Origin of the sequence: Dendronalium phyllosphericum CENA369 (assembly GCF_016056275.1) — a bacterium.
Classification (GTDB): Bacteria; Cyanobacteriota; Cyanobacteriia; order Cyanobacteriales; family Nostocaceae; genus Dendronalium; species Dendronalium phyllosphericum.
In genome coordinates this window covers 17,998-32,922 of the sequence record NZ_JAECZA010000045.1, presented here as the reverse complement: position 1 = coordinate 32,922, position 14,925 = coordinate 17,998, and the positions used below count along the sequence as shown (strand labels likewise).

At 39.9% G+C, this 14,925-nt stretch carries 11 protein-coding genes; 3 read left to right on the top strand and 8 right to left on the bottom strand.

The window, feature by feature from the left end; genetic code table 11:
* Positions 1 to 18: 18 nt before the first annotated feature.
* Positions 19 to 567: a transposase gene (locus I8752_RS12560; protein ID WP_214432655.1), complete on the bottom strand. Its 549-nt coding sequence runs from the start codon at positions 565 to 567 to the stop codon at positions 19 to 21.
* Positions 561 to 872, bottom strand: coding sequence for a transposase (locus tag I8752_RS12555; protein ID WP_214432654.1), 312 nt, complete (start codon positions 870 to 872; stop codon positions 561 to 563). The genes I8752_RS12560 and I8752_RS12555 overlap by 7 nt, the downstream gene beginning before the upstream one ends.
* A 180-nt stretch (positions 873 to 1,052) precedes the next feature.
* On the opposite strand from I8752_RS12555, the gene I8752_RS12550 reads away from it, so the two are divergent.
* Positions 1,053 to 3,416: a ComEC/Rec2 family competence protein gene (locus I8752_RS12550; RefSeq protein WP_214432653.1), complete on the top strand. Its 2,364-nt coding sequence runs from the start codon at positions 1,053 to 1,055 to the stop codon at positions 3,414 to 3,416.
* A 51-nt stretch (positions 3,417 to 3,467) separates the two neighbouring features.
* Here the strand turns inward: I8752_RS12550 and I8752_RS12545 are convergent, their stop codons facing one another.
* Positions 3,468 to 4,430: an ROK family protein gene (locus tag I8752_RS12545; RefSeq protein WP_214432652.1), complete on the bottom strand. Its 963-nt coding sequence runs from the start codon at positions 4,428 to 4,430 to the stop codon at positions 3,468 to 3,470.
* 28 nt (positions 4,431 to 4,458) lie between these two features.
* Entirely contained in the window at positions 4,459 to 5,205 is a 747-nt protein-coding gene (locus I8752_RS12540; RefSeq protein WP_214432651.1) for a Mut7-C ubiquitin/RNAse domain-containing protein, read from the bottom strand.
* 724 nt (positions 5,206 to 5,929) lie between these two features.
* Between I8752_RS12540 and I8752_RS12535 the strand changes: the two genes are divergently transcribed.
* Entirely contained in the window at positions 5,930 to 6,907 is a 978-nt protein-coding gene (locus I8752_RS12535) for a sucrase ferredoxin (RefSeq protein WP_214432650.1), read from the top strand.
* Positions 6,908 to 7,146: 239 nt separating this feature from the next.
* Here I8752_RS12535 and I8752_RS12530 read toward each other — a convergent pair whose 3' ends face one another.
* Positions 7,147 to 9,027 carry an ABC transporter ATP-binding protein gene (locus tag I8752_RS12530; RefSeq protein ID WP_214432649.1) on the bottom strand — a complete coding sequence of 627 codons (1,881 nt, stop codon included), beginning with the start codon at positions 9,025 to 9,027 and terminating at the stop codon, positions 7,147 to 7,149.
* An 82-nt stretch (positions 9,028 to 9,109) separates the two neighbouring features.
* Between I8752_RS12530 and I8752_RS12525 the strand changes: the two genes are divergently transcribed.
* Positions 9,110 to 9,643 (top strand): GNAT family N-acetyltransferase, encoded by a 534-nt coding sequence (locus I8752_RS12525; RefSeq protein WP_214432648.1) that lies wholly within the window; start codon positions 9,110 to 9,112, stop codon positions 9,641 to 9,643.
* Between the two features lie 324 nt (positions 9,644 to 9,967).
* Here I8752_RS12525 and I8752_RS12520 read toward each other — a convergent pair whose 3' ends face one another.
* The 3 genes from I8752_RS12520 to I8752_RS12510 form a co-directional block, all read right to left on the bottom strand.
* Positions 9,968 to 12,757: a peptidase domain-containing ABC transporter gene (locus I8752_RS12520; RefSeq protein WP_214432647.1), complete on the bottom strand. Its 2,790-nt coding sequence runs from the start codon at positions 12,755 to 12,757 to the stop codon at positions 9,968 to 9,970.
* Positions 12,706 to 13,464: a peptidylprolyl isomerase gene (locus tag I8752_RS12515; protein ID WP_214432646.1), complete on the bottom strand. Its 759-nt coding sequence runs from the start codon at positions 13,462 to 13,464 to the stop codon at positions 12,706 to 12,708. The genes I8752_RS12520 and I8752_RS12515 overlap by 52 nt, the downstream gene beginning before the upstream one ends.
* 224 nt (positions 13,465 to 13,688) lie before the next feature.
* Positions 13,689 to 14,486 (bottom strand): TIGR00297 family protein, encoded by a 798-nt coding sequence (locus tag I8752_RS12510; protein ID WP_214432645.1) that lies wholly within the window; start codon positions 14,484 to 14,486, stop codon positions 13,689 to 13,691.
* Positions 14,487 to 14,925: the final 439 nt, after the last annotated feature.

Below are 14,925 nucleotides of genomic sequence, written 5' to 3'. Positions count from 1 at the left end.
ATAGAACCCATTTGACATCTAAGAAGGTGCTGCAAGCCTCTTAATCATCAACCGAATAAAACAAAGATTAACCTTGGCAGTCGCATTAGTTAAAGTTCTCTCAAAGTTCTTGACGAGGATTTTGCATCTTTCCATCCAAGAATTTGACCGCTCAATTACCCATCTTGCTGCAACCGGAATAAACCCAGATTTCCCTTGCGCTTTGTTTTCTTGTTTGGATGGTTTCGCCGAAAGTTCAAATCTGATTTTCGTCATGATCTGGGGATAAACCTTCTCTAACTCCTCGGTGAGATGTTCAGGATGATAACCGTGGTCTAGCAGGATGGTGGTCTTGGGAAGATTGACAGGTTTTGACTTGAAATAATCAATATTGAGCGTCAACATTTCAATCAAACCCTTATCATCAGATACATTCGCTTTGGTACAGTGAGTAAAGAAGGGAAATCCCAGGGTATCAACGGCTAAATGCCTTTTAATGCCATTAGTCGATTTGTAGAAACAATATCCTTTCGATGCAGCACTGGCATTACAAGTGTTTTTCACCACTTGAGAGTCGATGATCAGCAACGTTGTCCACTTGGCTTTTTTTTAACCTGCTCACGCACTTGAGCGTGTAAGATGCTCATCAGTTTGTCGATCGCTCCAGATGCCCGCCACTGCTTGTAATGCCAATATACGGTTGAGTAGGGGGGCAAGTCCTTGGGCAAGTCTTCCCAATTACAGCCATTCTTCAGTTGATAGAAGATGCCATCCAAGAGTTCTCTTTTTGTCCAATTGGAGGGTCTGGTCTGCTTCTTAGGTGGCAATATAGTCGGCAGTAGGGGTTCAAGGATTTCCCACTCTTCGTCTGTTAGGCTGCTAGAGTACGGCATGACTGCTGGATACGGCTTTTGCGGTAACTGTACTTCAAGATAGTAAAAGATGTCAAATGGGTTCTATAAAGCCAATGAACTATACTTCACCACAAGCATGAAAATGTTTCTTTACTGCTCTCCAAGTATTTTTAAGTTAACTATAAATTCTGTTTGTCAGATGCTTTTAGCAAAAGTTTTATGATTCAAATGAGTGGTGTAATTATTTGTCTTGGCTACATTTTGGGGTTGCTGTTTACTGCAATTCCTTGGGGTGGTGTGTGGATTGTGGTTTTGGGAATAGCGATCGCAATTATATTTAGAATACAGTATCTAAAATCACGAAAAATTACACACAAACAACTAGAAAATACTGAAAGCAAAACTAAGACAATACCGATCGCAAGGCAAACCTTGATTCAGCCTCGCGTATGGATAGCTGCTGGTTTAGTCGGTTTGTTAGCAACTGTATATTTTCAATGGCGAATACCACAACCAGGAACAAAAGATATCAGTATATTCGTCCCTTCAGAAAATAATAATCAAGAACAATTAGTAATTGTTCGGGGTGAAGTGGAGAGTAGTCCTCGCTTAACTCGCAGTCAACGAGGACAATTCTGGTTAGAAGCTACTCAACTAGATGAAGTCAAAAATGACAAGGGGCCAGCAGATGTCCCAAAGGGTGTAACGGGTAAATTGTACGTAACAGTACCTATACTTCAGGCTACTGGATTATACCCCGGTCAACAAATCGCTGTAACTGGGAGTTTGTACAAACCAAAAGCTGCTTCAAACCCTGGTGCTTTTGACTTTCAGAAGTTTCTCAAGCAAGAAGGGTCTTTTGCTGGTTTGAGTGGACGGCAGATAAACATTATAGATACGGATGAGAAACGTCAATGGGGATGGTGGCAAATTCGGGAGCGAATTGTGCGATCGCAAGTTCGCTGGTTAGGTATCCCAGAAGGGCCGCTTGTCAGTGCAATGGTTTTAGGTAGCAAAGCAGTTGATTTACCCTACGATATCCGCGATTTGTTTGTGCAAGCAGGTTTAGCTCATGCTTTAGCAGCTTCTGGATTTCAAACTTCCCTGATTTTGGGTGTGATATTACAGTTAACAAGGCGGACAAAAAAGCTAACTCAATTTATTTTAGGCTTTTTGGCTTTAATTATTTTTCTGAGTTTAACAGGTTTCCAACCTGCGGTTCTCAGAGCAGTAATTATGGGTGCTGCGGCTCTAATTGGTTTGGTATTAGATAGAAAAGTCCAACAATTGGGATCTCTACTATTAGCGGCAACTTTATTATTAATATTTAATCCTTTATGGATTTGGGATTTAGGTTTTCAATTGAGTTTTTTGGCAACTCTGGGTTTAATCGTGTCAGCATCGCCAATTGTACAACGTTTAGCATGGTTACCACCTGCGATCGCCTCTTTGGTTGCTGTTCCTCTTGCTGCTACAATCTGGACTTTACCTTTACAACTTTTCGTTTTTGGAGTTGTGCCTGCTTATAGTTTATTCCTAAATATTATTACCACACCCTTAATTTCAGTTATTAGTATCGGTGGGATTATTAGTGCTATAGCAGCATTAATTTGGCCTACCGCAGGAAGTGCTTTAGCTGGAGTGTTGCATTACCCTACAGATTGGCTAATTAAGTTAGTGGAATTTTTTAGCAATTTGCCAGGAAATTCTGTTGCTTTAGGTAGTATCTCTGCTTGGCAATTACTAGCAATTTATGCGCTAATTATATTGACTTGGCTATTGCATTGGTGGAGAAAGCGCTGGTGGTTTGCAAGTTTAATAGCTTTCGGTATTGTAATTGTCCCAGTTTGGCATTCTGCCAATACATTATTTCGGATAACTTTATTAGAAGCAGATGCAGAACCAGTTTTAGTTGTTCAAGATCGAGGGAAAGTGACTCTCATTAATAGTGGAGAGGAAGGTACAGGACGCTTCACAATTTTACCCTTTTTGCAACAGCAAGGCGTGAATAAAATAGATTGGGCGATCGCTAGTAATTTCCAAAGTAATGACGAAAGTGATGCTTGGTTGGAACTACTGCAATATTTACCTATTAAAACTTTTTACACTTATTCGATTAAAACAGAAAATCCGATTACTGACCAAGCTATTCAACAGGCGTTGCAAAAACAACAAGGAATCTATCAGGCTTTAGCAATTGGTCAAACAATTAATACTGGTGCAGTAGTCGCACAATTAGTTAACGACCAACCTCTTTTACAGTTACAAATTTTGGGTCAAAGTTGGTTAATAGTAGGAAATGCTAAATCACAAGAAATCTTAAAGACAGTTAAAACAGTTGGTTTGTCTAGTCCGCAAGTGCTGTGGTGTACTCCTGAATCTTTAAAAGATTTAGTCATTGCCCTAAAACCACAAGTAGCGATCGCAGCTTCTAGCAACCTTGACTCAAAAACTTTAGCCGATCTGAGTAAAAGTCAGACGAAAATATTTTTTACCGGACGAGATGGGGCTATTCAATGGACACCTAACGGTCAGTTTGAAACATTTATTCAATCAACAGAAAATAAATCTTCTGTTTTGTGAAGCTATTAAGAATTAAAAATTGAGTGACGAAATCAAAAAATTATTTATTGACTACAAAGCAAATTCAGCTAAAGCTACAGCACCCCATAGCGGCGCATCATCACCTAGTGTCGCAGGGACGATATCAAAATCAATTTCTGGTAATGCTGTCTCATGGGCTGTCTTTTGTACCACACTCCACCAATCGGCTCCTGATTTAGTGACGCTGCCACCTAAAATAAAACGTTGGGGATTAATGAGATTCGCTACATTACCAATCCCTACACCTAAAGCCCAAGCACCGCCATGCAAAATATTCAGTGCTAACTCATCTCCTTTTACCGCAGCTTCACTTACCACTTTCCCTGTAATCAAATCCAAATCATTATTCACCAACTCTGTTAATATTTTTCCTCGCTGTCCTTGAAGTTTAGCTGGTTCCTTAAATAAAATCTCTCTAGCATCTTGTGCCATGTAAGGCCCGGATGCTAAACGTTCCACACATCCGCGCTTTCCACACAAACATACCGGGCCATCAGGGTTGACAACTACATGGCCAATTTCGCCAGCCATTCCTGCTGTACCCCGCCAAGGTTTACTATTGAGTATCCAACCACCACCTATGCCAGTGCTGACTGTAATATAAAACAAGCTGTCGTAGCCCTGACCTGCACCGAAACGATGTTCTCCCAAAGCCGCAATGTTAGCATCGTTGTCTACACTAGCAGGAACGCCAAACTCTGCCTCTAATAATTGTTTAAGAACAATATTTTTCCAGCCAGCGACATGGTGGGATAGTCGCACTGTGCCTGTGGTGAAATCTACCGGGCCGCCAAAGCTAACACCAATTGCAGCGGGTTTTGTATCTTGTAGTAAAGCATAAATCAGCGATCGCATCATTTCTAAGTCTGTTTTAGCATCTGCATTTGCTGGTGAAAAGCAACGTTCGTAACGCAACCATTCTCTAGAACCAAGGTTTGTCATTGCTGCTGCCAACTTAGTTCCGCCAAAATCCAGTGCTAGGATTAATGCCATAGTTTTTGACTAATAAATACACATAAACCTAGTTACCATTATTTACTATCGATTCTACAAACTGTTGTAAACGTTCGTAATGCGAACCTTTCCAATAAACTTGACCGCAGTCTTGACAGCGATGGAATTCATTAATTTGCAATTGTACAGTTTCTGGTAGTTGGTCAACTATAACTTCTTTATCTGTATGTTTTAATAATCCATTGCAACGCAAACATCTTTGAAACGGGTAAACTGCATTAAATAAATCAAAGCGTCGCAGTACTTCTACTATTTGTTGCTGTGGGTTAGTACTTCTAACATAATAGCCATAGGTAACTAAACTCCGCATCAAAAGACCTTTATCGCGAGTCAGAAGAATCCTTGATTGTTCGTGTGATATTTTTGCTAATTCCTCATCTTCATAATCATTGCGATATAAAGTATCAAAGCCCAATAATCTTAAAGATGTTGCTAGCTTTCCTAAATGAATATCTAAAACGAAACAGATAATGTTTAACTGTTTTGGTTGAAGGTCAATTTTTGATTTTACCAAATCCTTGGTAGAAATTGGATAGACATTAATATTATCTCCATCTCGAACAATGTAACTAAAATCTACACTTTTTCCGTTAACTTCAATACAGTTAATTTCTGGATGGGGCACACCCAATGACTCAATCGTATCCTTGATTGAGGCTCTTTCTGTAAAAGAATAGGGTATTTTTACATGCCTTTTATCTCGTGGTAAAAAATCATTTAACTCTGCATAAAATTGGAAATAAGCAATAGCCATAATTACAAGTAGTAAGCAGTTAAAAACCTAAATGCATTAATATCCACTACTTTTTAGATACTGATATCAGACTATACGCAAAAATGTTCATACTTAATAAAGTTTATCTATTATGTTCAAAGTATTAATATTTACTGTCATAAACTTTTTAGTGACTATCTGCATCTGGACTTTAATCTAGATAGCACTTAGAGGAAATTTATATTAGCAAAATTAATAAAAATTAGCAAATACTTGCATTCCTTATTGACTTCAGTTAGAGTCAAGACATGAACCTGAAAAACTCCTAATCTACCTTACAGGAGCTTAGATTAGGTGATAAGGTAGACACCAGATTTGGTAGTACTGGTGCATTATTGCCAATAGCTATGATTAGTTACTGACTTTGCACGTGAAATTCCCATAGTGAAAATTTCGGGTATGAAAATCATTACCCTTGAGCTATTGGTTTTTAGTTATAAGCTAATTGAGAATTATTGGCAATATAATAAAAATCTATTATTGTAGTTATAGAAGTGTATCTTTAAAGATTGCTTGACTGCTTTTTAGAGATTTTATTAACGGAAAAGACGTTTATTCAAAATAATGTTATAAAGTGGCTACCTTGTTTTTACTAGTAGATACAAGATGATTCTTTTTGATCTTTTTGAATCGAAAATATTGTAGCTAACAACACAAACATAGTTTGTTATGCCTTTCTCAATCAAATTAATGAGTACGCGCGATGGATACTTTTTTTTGTTCTGATTATGCAAAACAAGTAGGAGAAGATGTTATTGGTAGTGCAACTAATTACCAAACTTATATTTTAGTGGAGTGTCCTCCACCCTGGATATCAGAGACTTTTAATTCTAAATGGGTTCCAAAGAATTTACAGCTTTTGGTAGAAGAAGTACATCAAGCTAGATTACCAATCAGATTTCTTTTGATAGCTAATGATGGATCGCATCAATTAGACAATACAACTTTATTGATTTATCAAAGACAAGAAGGGTTAAGTAAAGGATATCGCAAGCACGAGTTTAAACTAGCAAATATTGAATTAGTAGCGACAGTAGTTAGAAAATGGTTATCAGGTATAATTCCTGAATCTGAAATCAAAACAAGTGCAACTAGAGATATTTTAGTATGTACCCACGGTAGCCACGATCGCTGCTGTGCGAGATATGGTAATCCTTTTTATTTCTATGCCAATGCTACTATCTCTGATTTATGCTTAGACAATATTCGGATTTGGAAATCTAGCCACTTTGGCGGACATCGATTTGCACCAACAGCTATCGACTTGCCAGAAGGAAGATATTATGGCGTTCTCAACCAAGAGTCATTTCAGTCTATTTTGACTCGCACTGGCGATATTCAATGCTTAAATAAAGTTTATAGAGGTTGGGGAATTCTGCCGCCTGCAATGCAAATTATAGAAAGAGAACTAATTCTTGCCAACGGATGGAATTGGTTTACTTATAAAGCAGCAGGTAAAGTTATTGAACAAAGTTTAGACAACAGTACTATTTTAGGCGAGCTAAGTTTTGAAGATAGTTCTGGTTCTCTTTATACTTACCAAGCTAAACTTGTCAAAGATGAAACAAAAACGCTACATCTTAAAAGTTCTTGTAATGCAACCAAAAGTTCAGTATTTATTAAATATGCTGTAGATAGTCTTTGGCTGGCCTCTCAAAAAGTCATAACTTGTACAAAGTAGTATATCCGTAGCCACAACCTTTAGGACAGTTGCGATCGCTCAAAGGCTTAAAGCAACTGGTTTTTTACTCAGCACTCAGCACTCAGCACTCAGCACTCAGCACTTTGCTATATATTTAGTCAACAAAAGGTTTTGTCATCTACTACTAAGCCGATCGCATAATTCTAGAAATGTATTTTAAATTAATTCATATCAGCTTCCGGCAAAATATTCAAAAGAAAAACTCAATTATCAATTAACTACGTTCCCAACATTTGTAAGTTGTGCAAAGTAGCATACATTCCTCCTTGTTGTAACAATTCCTCATGGCTACCCTGTTCTATCAATTCGCCTCGCTTTAATACGAAAATTCGATCCACATTGCGAATTGTAGATAAACGGTGGGCGATGATTATAGCGGTACGTTCTGCTAAAAGCTGGTTTAATGCTTGTTGAATTAAAGCTTCTGTGCCTACATCCAAGCTAGCAGTTGCTTCATCAAGTACTAAAATTTGGGGATTGCGAATGGCTGCACGGGCAAAAGCTAAAAGTTGCTTTTCTCCGCTAGAAAGATTTGTGCCTCGTTCTCGCAGTTGAGTATCGTAGCCTAAAGGCAATTGTTCGATAAACCGATCTATATTTGTTTTCTCGGCTGCTTGTTGAATTTCCTCAAAACTGTAGCGATCGCCTAGTGTAATATTGCTTTTAACGTTGCCAGCAAACAAAAAACCTTCTTGTAAAATCACTGCCATATAGCGTCGCAGTTCTGCTTGTGGCAACTCCCGAATATCTACACCATCTACTAAAATGCGTCCTTGGGTAGGTTCGTAGAGGCGACACAAAAGCCGAATAATAGAACTTTTACCCGCACCAGTCGGGCCTACTAGTGCGACTTTTTCACCAGGATGAATGATGAAATCTAAGTCTTTAATCACATAATCATCATCTTTGTAAGCAAACCAGACATGTTCAAAGCGAATTTCTCCCAATTGCGGTGTAGTATTTTCGTCTTGTAATTCTAGATTTGCTTCGATTTCATCTATATAACCGAATGTCGCATCATATATGGAAATGCGAGGATTGGTGCGATCGCGTATTTCTATCGGTTCGTCTAAAATATCGCTAACGCGTTCCATAGCTGTAAACCCAGCTTGAATTACAGTAAATTTTTCGGCAAAATCTTTCAGAGGATCGAATAATTGTTGAGCATATAAAATAAATGCCGATAAAGTCCCGAAAGTGAGACTTTTGCCTAGAAGTAATCCTCCACCCATCCACAGAACGCCTGCAATAGCAATTAAACCAATCCATTCTAGAGTTGCTGAAACGGCTGAATCGTAAAAAATAGTTCGATCTACTAATTGCGTATAGCGTTGGTTGGTGTTGTGAAACGCTTCGGCATTAAAGTTTTCTCGTCGGAACAATTGTACTACATTAATGCCGAGTATATTTTCTTGTAGCTGAGAATTAAGGATAGAAAGTTCTTCTCGTGCTTTGTAGTTAGCTTTGCGATACTGCTGTTGAAAAGAAATAATCGTCCACGTGACTGGTAATAGCATTAACAGCAGCAAACAAGCGAGTTGCCATTGGATAGAAAACATCAAGCCAACGATCGCTAGCATCGTGAACAAATTAGATATGATACCAATCGCCCCAGTGGAGAAGACATCTCCTAAAACTTCCACATCACTGGTAAGTCTAGTAATTATTTTACCTACGGGTGTCCGGTCAAAAAAACGTACTGCTAAAGATGTCACATGATGAAATAAGTCTTGGCGAATTGCTGCGGTGATTTGTTGCCCTATTTTTTGTAGGAGATAACCCTGAAAACCCGTTAATATCAATCTGATAATAATTGCGACAACCAATACTCCTTGAAGTATATTTAGTCCTTGCCACAAGGGACGATTCCTGAGAAACTCGTATGTGCTGGGTTCCTTACGAATTAAAGAAATAATTTGTCCAATTAACAGTGGTTGTACGGCGTTAGCTACTGCCAGCAGCACGAGTAAAAATACTGCTAGTACTAATAGCCGTCTACTTTTGCGGGTGTAAGGTACTAAACGCAGGAATAACCGCCAGTCATTGTTAGCCCAACGGTCTTTTCTGTAAGATTTTTTGCCGGATTGGTAAATGCTCATAGTAAGAGCATTATATTAATAATTTTTGCAATAGGAAAAATACGTTTTTTCAACGTAACATTCGCACCTATGCTTTAATACCATGCCTGAGATAGAAACCGCAAGACTGCGACTAAGACATTTTACCCCTGAAGACTTCGATGTACTATATCGCCTTTACAGCGATGCAGAAGTTATGAAGTATCTGTCACCAAGAACCAGAGAACAGACACAGGCAAGTTTAGACAAACATATTCAACATTGGCAAGAAAACAACTATGGGATGTGGGCAGTTATACGCAAAGATAGTGGTAAGATGATTGGTCGCTGTGGGCTGGGCTTGTTGGAAAATACTTCAGAAATTGAACTTGGCTATGTTTTTGACAAATCTTACTGGCGTATGGGACTGGGTACAGAAGCTTCTGTAGCTACTTTGAAATATGGGTTTTTAGAAGTAAAGTTAAATCGGATAGTAGCGATCGCTCATCCGCAAAACCTTGCTTCAGTAGGTGTAATTGAAAAAATTGGGATGAAGTATGAGAAAAATGCCCGCTTTTACAACTCAGATGTTGTGTATTACACCGTAGCACGGCAAGAATGGCATCCAGACGATTCTCTGTATATTCTGCAAACTTAGATTGCTTGAAATATAGCTGGGAACTGGGGACTGGGGACTGGATGAAAAGTTTTTATTGTGTCTAGGTTCGATCGTCTGTTGATGTCCTAACACTACTGGGGACGGCTATAGTATCAACTACTGAGGCTTGCGATCGCTAAATTTCTCACTCTTTTGCAAACAAATCAATAGGCGAATGAAATTATATTCCATTCGCCGAATGTCTATGTTTTAGCTTGTCATATCATGTCCGCCTAATCACTTATGATTGAAATATCTCCGCGTCTCCGCGTCCCTGTGTCAGTCTAAATGATAAGTCTTTAAACGGACATGATATCAAACCTACTAAATGTTTGCTTGCTGCCGTTGATAGAGCGACCAGTACAATCCTTTTTGCTGCAACAACTGTGTGTGAGTACCGCGTTCGGCAATGATGCCTTGTTCTAAAACCAAAATCAAATCCGCCCGTTTGAGGGGGGCAAAACGATGAGCAATCAAGAACACAGTCCGGTTAGTGGAGATTTGTTGCAAGTTTTGTAATACTTGCTGTTCGGTTTCACTATCCAAAGCGCTAGTAGCTTCATCTAAAACTAAAATCGGCGCTTGAGATAGAAACAACCGTGCTAAAGCAATGCGTTGTCGCTGTCCGCCAGATAAAGCTGTACCGCGTTCGCCAACATTAGTCTCGTAGCCGTAGGGTAACTGACTGATAAAGTCATGTGCGACAGCTAGTCTTGCAGCTTGTACGACTTGCTCTGCGGTAATATCGGGATTACCAAGAGTGATATTTTCCAAGACGGAACCGTTAAATAAAAAGTCTTCTTGGAGAACTACACCAGTTTGTTGGCGCAGTGAAGCTAAATCGGCGCTTTTAATATCAAAACCATCAATGAGGATGCGTCCTGATTCGATTTGATAAAGGCGTTGCAAAAGTTTCGAGAGGGTACTTTTACCAGAACCGCTACGTCCAACAATGCCTACAAATTGTCCTGGTTCGACGTTGAAGGAGATACCTCGCAGTACTGGTTCGGTATGTGCTTGGTAGCGGAAAAATATTTGCTCGAAGGTGACTTGACCTTTGAGGGGTGGTAAAACTAAACCTGTTCCCGATTCAGCTTCTGGGGCAACGTTGAGAATATCCCCAATCCTGTCTACAGAAAGTAGGACTTGTTGGAGATTTTGCCACAACTGTACCAAACGCAGAAGTGGCCCTGTGACTCTCCCAGAGAGCATTTGAAAGGCTACAAGCTGACCGATTGTGAGTTTTTGTTCGATAACCAACTTAGCGCCAAACCACAGAATCAGTAAGGCGGAAAGATTGGTGAGAAAGTCACCAATATTGCTGCTAATGTTGGAAGTAGTAGAAGCTTTGAATCCAGTACGAATGAAGCGAGCAAATAAGCCTTCCCAGCGATCGCGAGCTACTGGTTCTGCTGCATGAGCTTTAACTGAGTGAATTCCTGTGACTGTCTCAACTAGAAACGATTGACTATCAGCACTGCGATTAAAAGTTTCGTTTAACCAATTGCGAAGAATTGGTGTGGCAACTATTGTTAAGGTGGCAAACAGCGGCAGTACTGCTAAAGCCACAAAGGTGAGCGGAATATTATAGTAAAACATCAATGCCAAGTAAACTACGGCAAAGATGCTGTCTAAAATTACGGTTAATGCTGTACCTGTAAGAAAGGAGCGGATTTGTTCGAGTTCTTGGACTCTAGCTACTGTGTCTCCGACGCGGCGCGACTCAAAATAAGCTAAAGGCAGGCGCATCAAATGGCGAAATAATTGGGCTGATAAGCTCAAATCCAAACGCCGGGCTGTATGAGTAAAGATAAATAACCGCAGAACGCCGAGTACAGCTTCAAATAAAGCTACTAATAAAAGTGCGATCGCCATGACATCAAGAGTCGGTAAACTCTCTTGCACCATCACTTTGTCAATGACGACTTGGGTAATCAGCGGTGTACCTAATCCCAAAAGCTGCAACGTAAAAGATGCTAGCAATACTTCTGCTAGCAATTTTCGGTACTTCCAAACTGCTGGGGTAAACCAACTGAGGTTAAATTTTTCTTGCTTAGAGATCAGTTCTACTTGCCAGAGATTGCCATCCCAAGAGGCCTCGACTACCGCCTGCGGCAGGCTTTCGCAAATGCGATCGGGATTTAGAGGGTTAGCGATAATCAAATTAGAGCCTCTAACTCCGTAAGCCACTACCCAAGAAGGTGTCGGGCGATCGGATTTCCATTGGAGTAAAGCTGGAAATGACAACTGCCGCAAATCAACCCAACTCACTTGCAAGTGGCGCAACACCAACCCTAATTTTTCTGCTGCTTCTATAACATGTTTGGGGCGTTCTCCCCTGAGTTGACGTTGCACCCATTCTAGTTTCACAGAATTTTCTAACTGCTGCGCTGCCATTGTTAAGCAAGCAGCAGCTGTATTCCAACTAGAAATAAAAGGATAACCTGATGGCGCTGGAGAGGAAGTAGAAGACGTGGGGACGTGGAGAGGGGGAGACGGGAAGAATTTATCTCGTAGGTTTCCCACTTTCTCTTGTTCCTGCGTTCCCGCGTCCTCTTGTCCCCATGTCCCCGTGTCTTCACGTCCTTGCATCCCCGTGTCTCTATGTCCCCGCGTCCCCGCGTCCTCTTGTGCCTGCGTTCTTGCGTCTTCTTGGGAACCTTGCCAGAACTGGGTAATTTGTGGTGTGGAAATTTCTAACCAGAGTGCTGTATTCCAACACACTACTATTACTTCTTTACTAGCAGCTACAGCTTTGTACTCTACAGCAAGCTTTTGTAAGTCGCCAAACCAGTCTCCTGCCTGTAAGGCTGCCAAAGGTTTGCCAACATCTTCTTTCAAGTTGCGAACCTCTGTCCGCAAACGAACCTTACCAGCAACAATGAAAAACTGATATCCTCCTGTTGCGGTTGACCAAATTTTTTCTCCAATCCGATATTGACGAATTTCTGATTGATTTTGTAATTGAGTTTGTTGTTCGGGAGTCAACCAGCAAAGAGGCGGCTGATTCCACTGTACGGCAGCTAGCGCGTTTACTTGTAAAGATTCATTATTTAGAATTTTTAGCTCACTTGTAATTTGACTGTCAGCTTTTGAATTTTCTCTGCTAGCCATTTTTCAAATAATTCATTTTGTAATGCTTGCTTGAGTTGAGTATCTTCTAAAGACGCTGGCAGAAATTGTTCGACTCGAAACAAACTATAATTTCCGTCGAGTTCAATTGGCCCTACCAATTGTCCGGGGGTTGCTACATCAATAACAGCCCTGAGTTTATCAGGCATTGTGCCGCGGCTGATTGGCCCCATCATGCCATTAACAATGCGATCTTCTGCCAGTGAATACTCTTTAGCTAATTGTTCAAAGCTACCTCCTTCTTCGATTTGAGTTTGTAGTTCTTCACTCAGTTCTCGGTTATCAACAGCAATCCGCGAGAGAATCACTCGATCTAGAAAAATCTTACGCTCCACAAAATATTCTGGGAGTTTTGGTTGTGTTACCAATGCTTTGAGTTTTTCTAACTTAAAGCTAAAAGCAACTGATGTGTGAAAGGTAACGTAATCTGTACCATTATTCTTTAACCATTCTTGAAAAGTTTGAGGATCGGTTAGTTGATTTTTGAGGCGAAAATCAATGATTGCTTGTTCTGTTAAAGCTGGACTTATTTCAATATCGTTTCGTGTTTGTATTTCCTGCTCAATTACGTGCTGGCGGAGAATATCACCAATGAACTGGGATAGTTTTCCAGAGGCTTGCAGATATTTTACTGCTTTGTCAATAGAAATTGGTTGGTTATCGACGGTTAAAAATGATAAAGATTCCATGAACTAAACCAGTAAAAACAATTAAAATTTTATAAACTATAAAATATACAGCGCAAACGCAAGAAACAAGTAATTCTTAACATAAAACAATTTAACATTGTAACTGACATTATCATGGCAAAAGTGCAATTACTAATCTTATATGTTGCATAGGAATGCAGCAACAACAGCAAATGTGTGTTGCTGAAAAATACTTTGAGATTCCTGGAAATCAAGAAATTAATTTAGGCAATAGTGCTTGTCCAGAACCAAGCAAGTAGCATAGCCGCGATCGCCCCAATTAATGTATTCAAAATATTCACCACTTCATTGGTTAGCCAAGTGTATTTAGATTGCAGTGTTGCGCCAATAACGCTTTCTAAATTCGTAGCAACAAAAGCTGCTAACACACACCAAACTATCCCCAATAAATTTATCAAACCGACTCCCCAAGCTACTAAAGCGATCGCAATAGAACCCCCTACACCAGCTAAAGTTCCTTCAACACTAATTGCTCCTTCTGTACCACGAGGCACGGGTTGCAGCGTGGTAATCAAAAAAGTGCTTTTACCATAGGCTTTACCCACTTCGCTAGCACAGGTGTCAGAAAGCTTAGTACTAAAACTTGCTACGTAGCCTAACAATAGTAGGGACTGGAAACTAGGAATTAGGGATTGGGAATCGGCTAAAACAAATCCTGAATTCAGGATTCCTACTCCCAAGGCACACAACGCCCCAGTCAAAGCCGAACCCCAAACATTCTCAGGACCTCTTGCCCCAGAACGTTTTTCAGCTATTCCTGCTGCTTCCTTTTGTGCCATACCAATGCGTGTCACCCCGGAACCAACCAAGAAATAGAACATTACCACCACATATCCCTGCCAACCTAAAGTTCCCCAAATCAGTATGCCTAGTAACCAAGCGTGAAATAATCCAGCTGTGGTGAGCAGCTTTTTAGGAGCAATCCCAACTAAACCCAATAAAATTGCGTTCAATCCTACTGCTACTAACCAAGGATTTGCAGAGTCAATTAAAGATAACATCAGCAGTAAATCACGAGTAGTTTTGCCTGAATATCAACAGAATAACCAATTTTGGGGCTGGGAAACTCGGAGTCACTTCTAGGGATTAAGGGCAATGGAAATTGCAAAAACAGTAAAGGGTAGGGCAAAGGTTAGAACTATCTCTTTCATCTTTAATCTTTTGCCCCCTCTTGCTCAGTACCCAATCATAAAAAATAAGCAAATTTTAATAACTTTTTTCAAAGATGTTGACTACTTATTGCTTGAAAACCTGGGTAAATTAACGCAAGTTAGCCCTAAAACCAGATGCAAACATCGTTAACAGGATATAAGCTGAAATTATAAAAAACTGTATTCAGATTGACTACAAAAAAAAATTAATTACAAATTCAAAATTACAAATTCCAAATTTGTACTACATTTTTATCCAAAGCCATGATTTTTCGTCTCAGTATGTAAG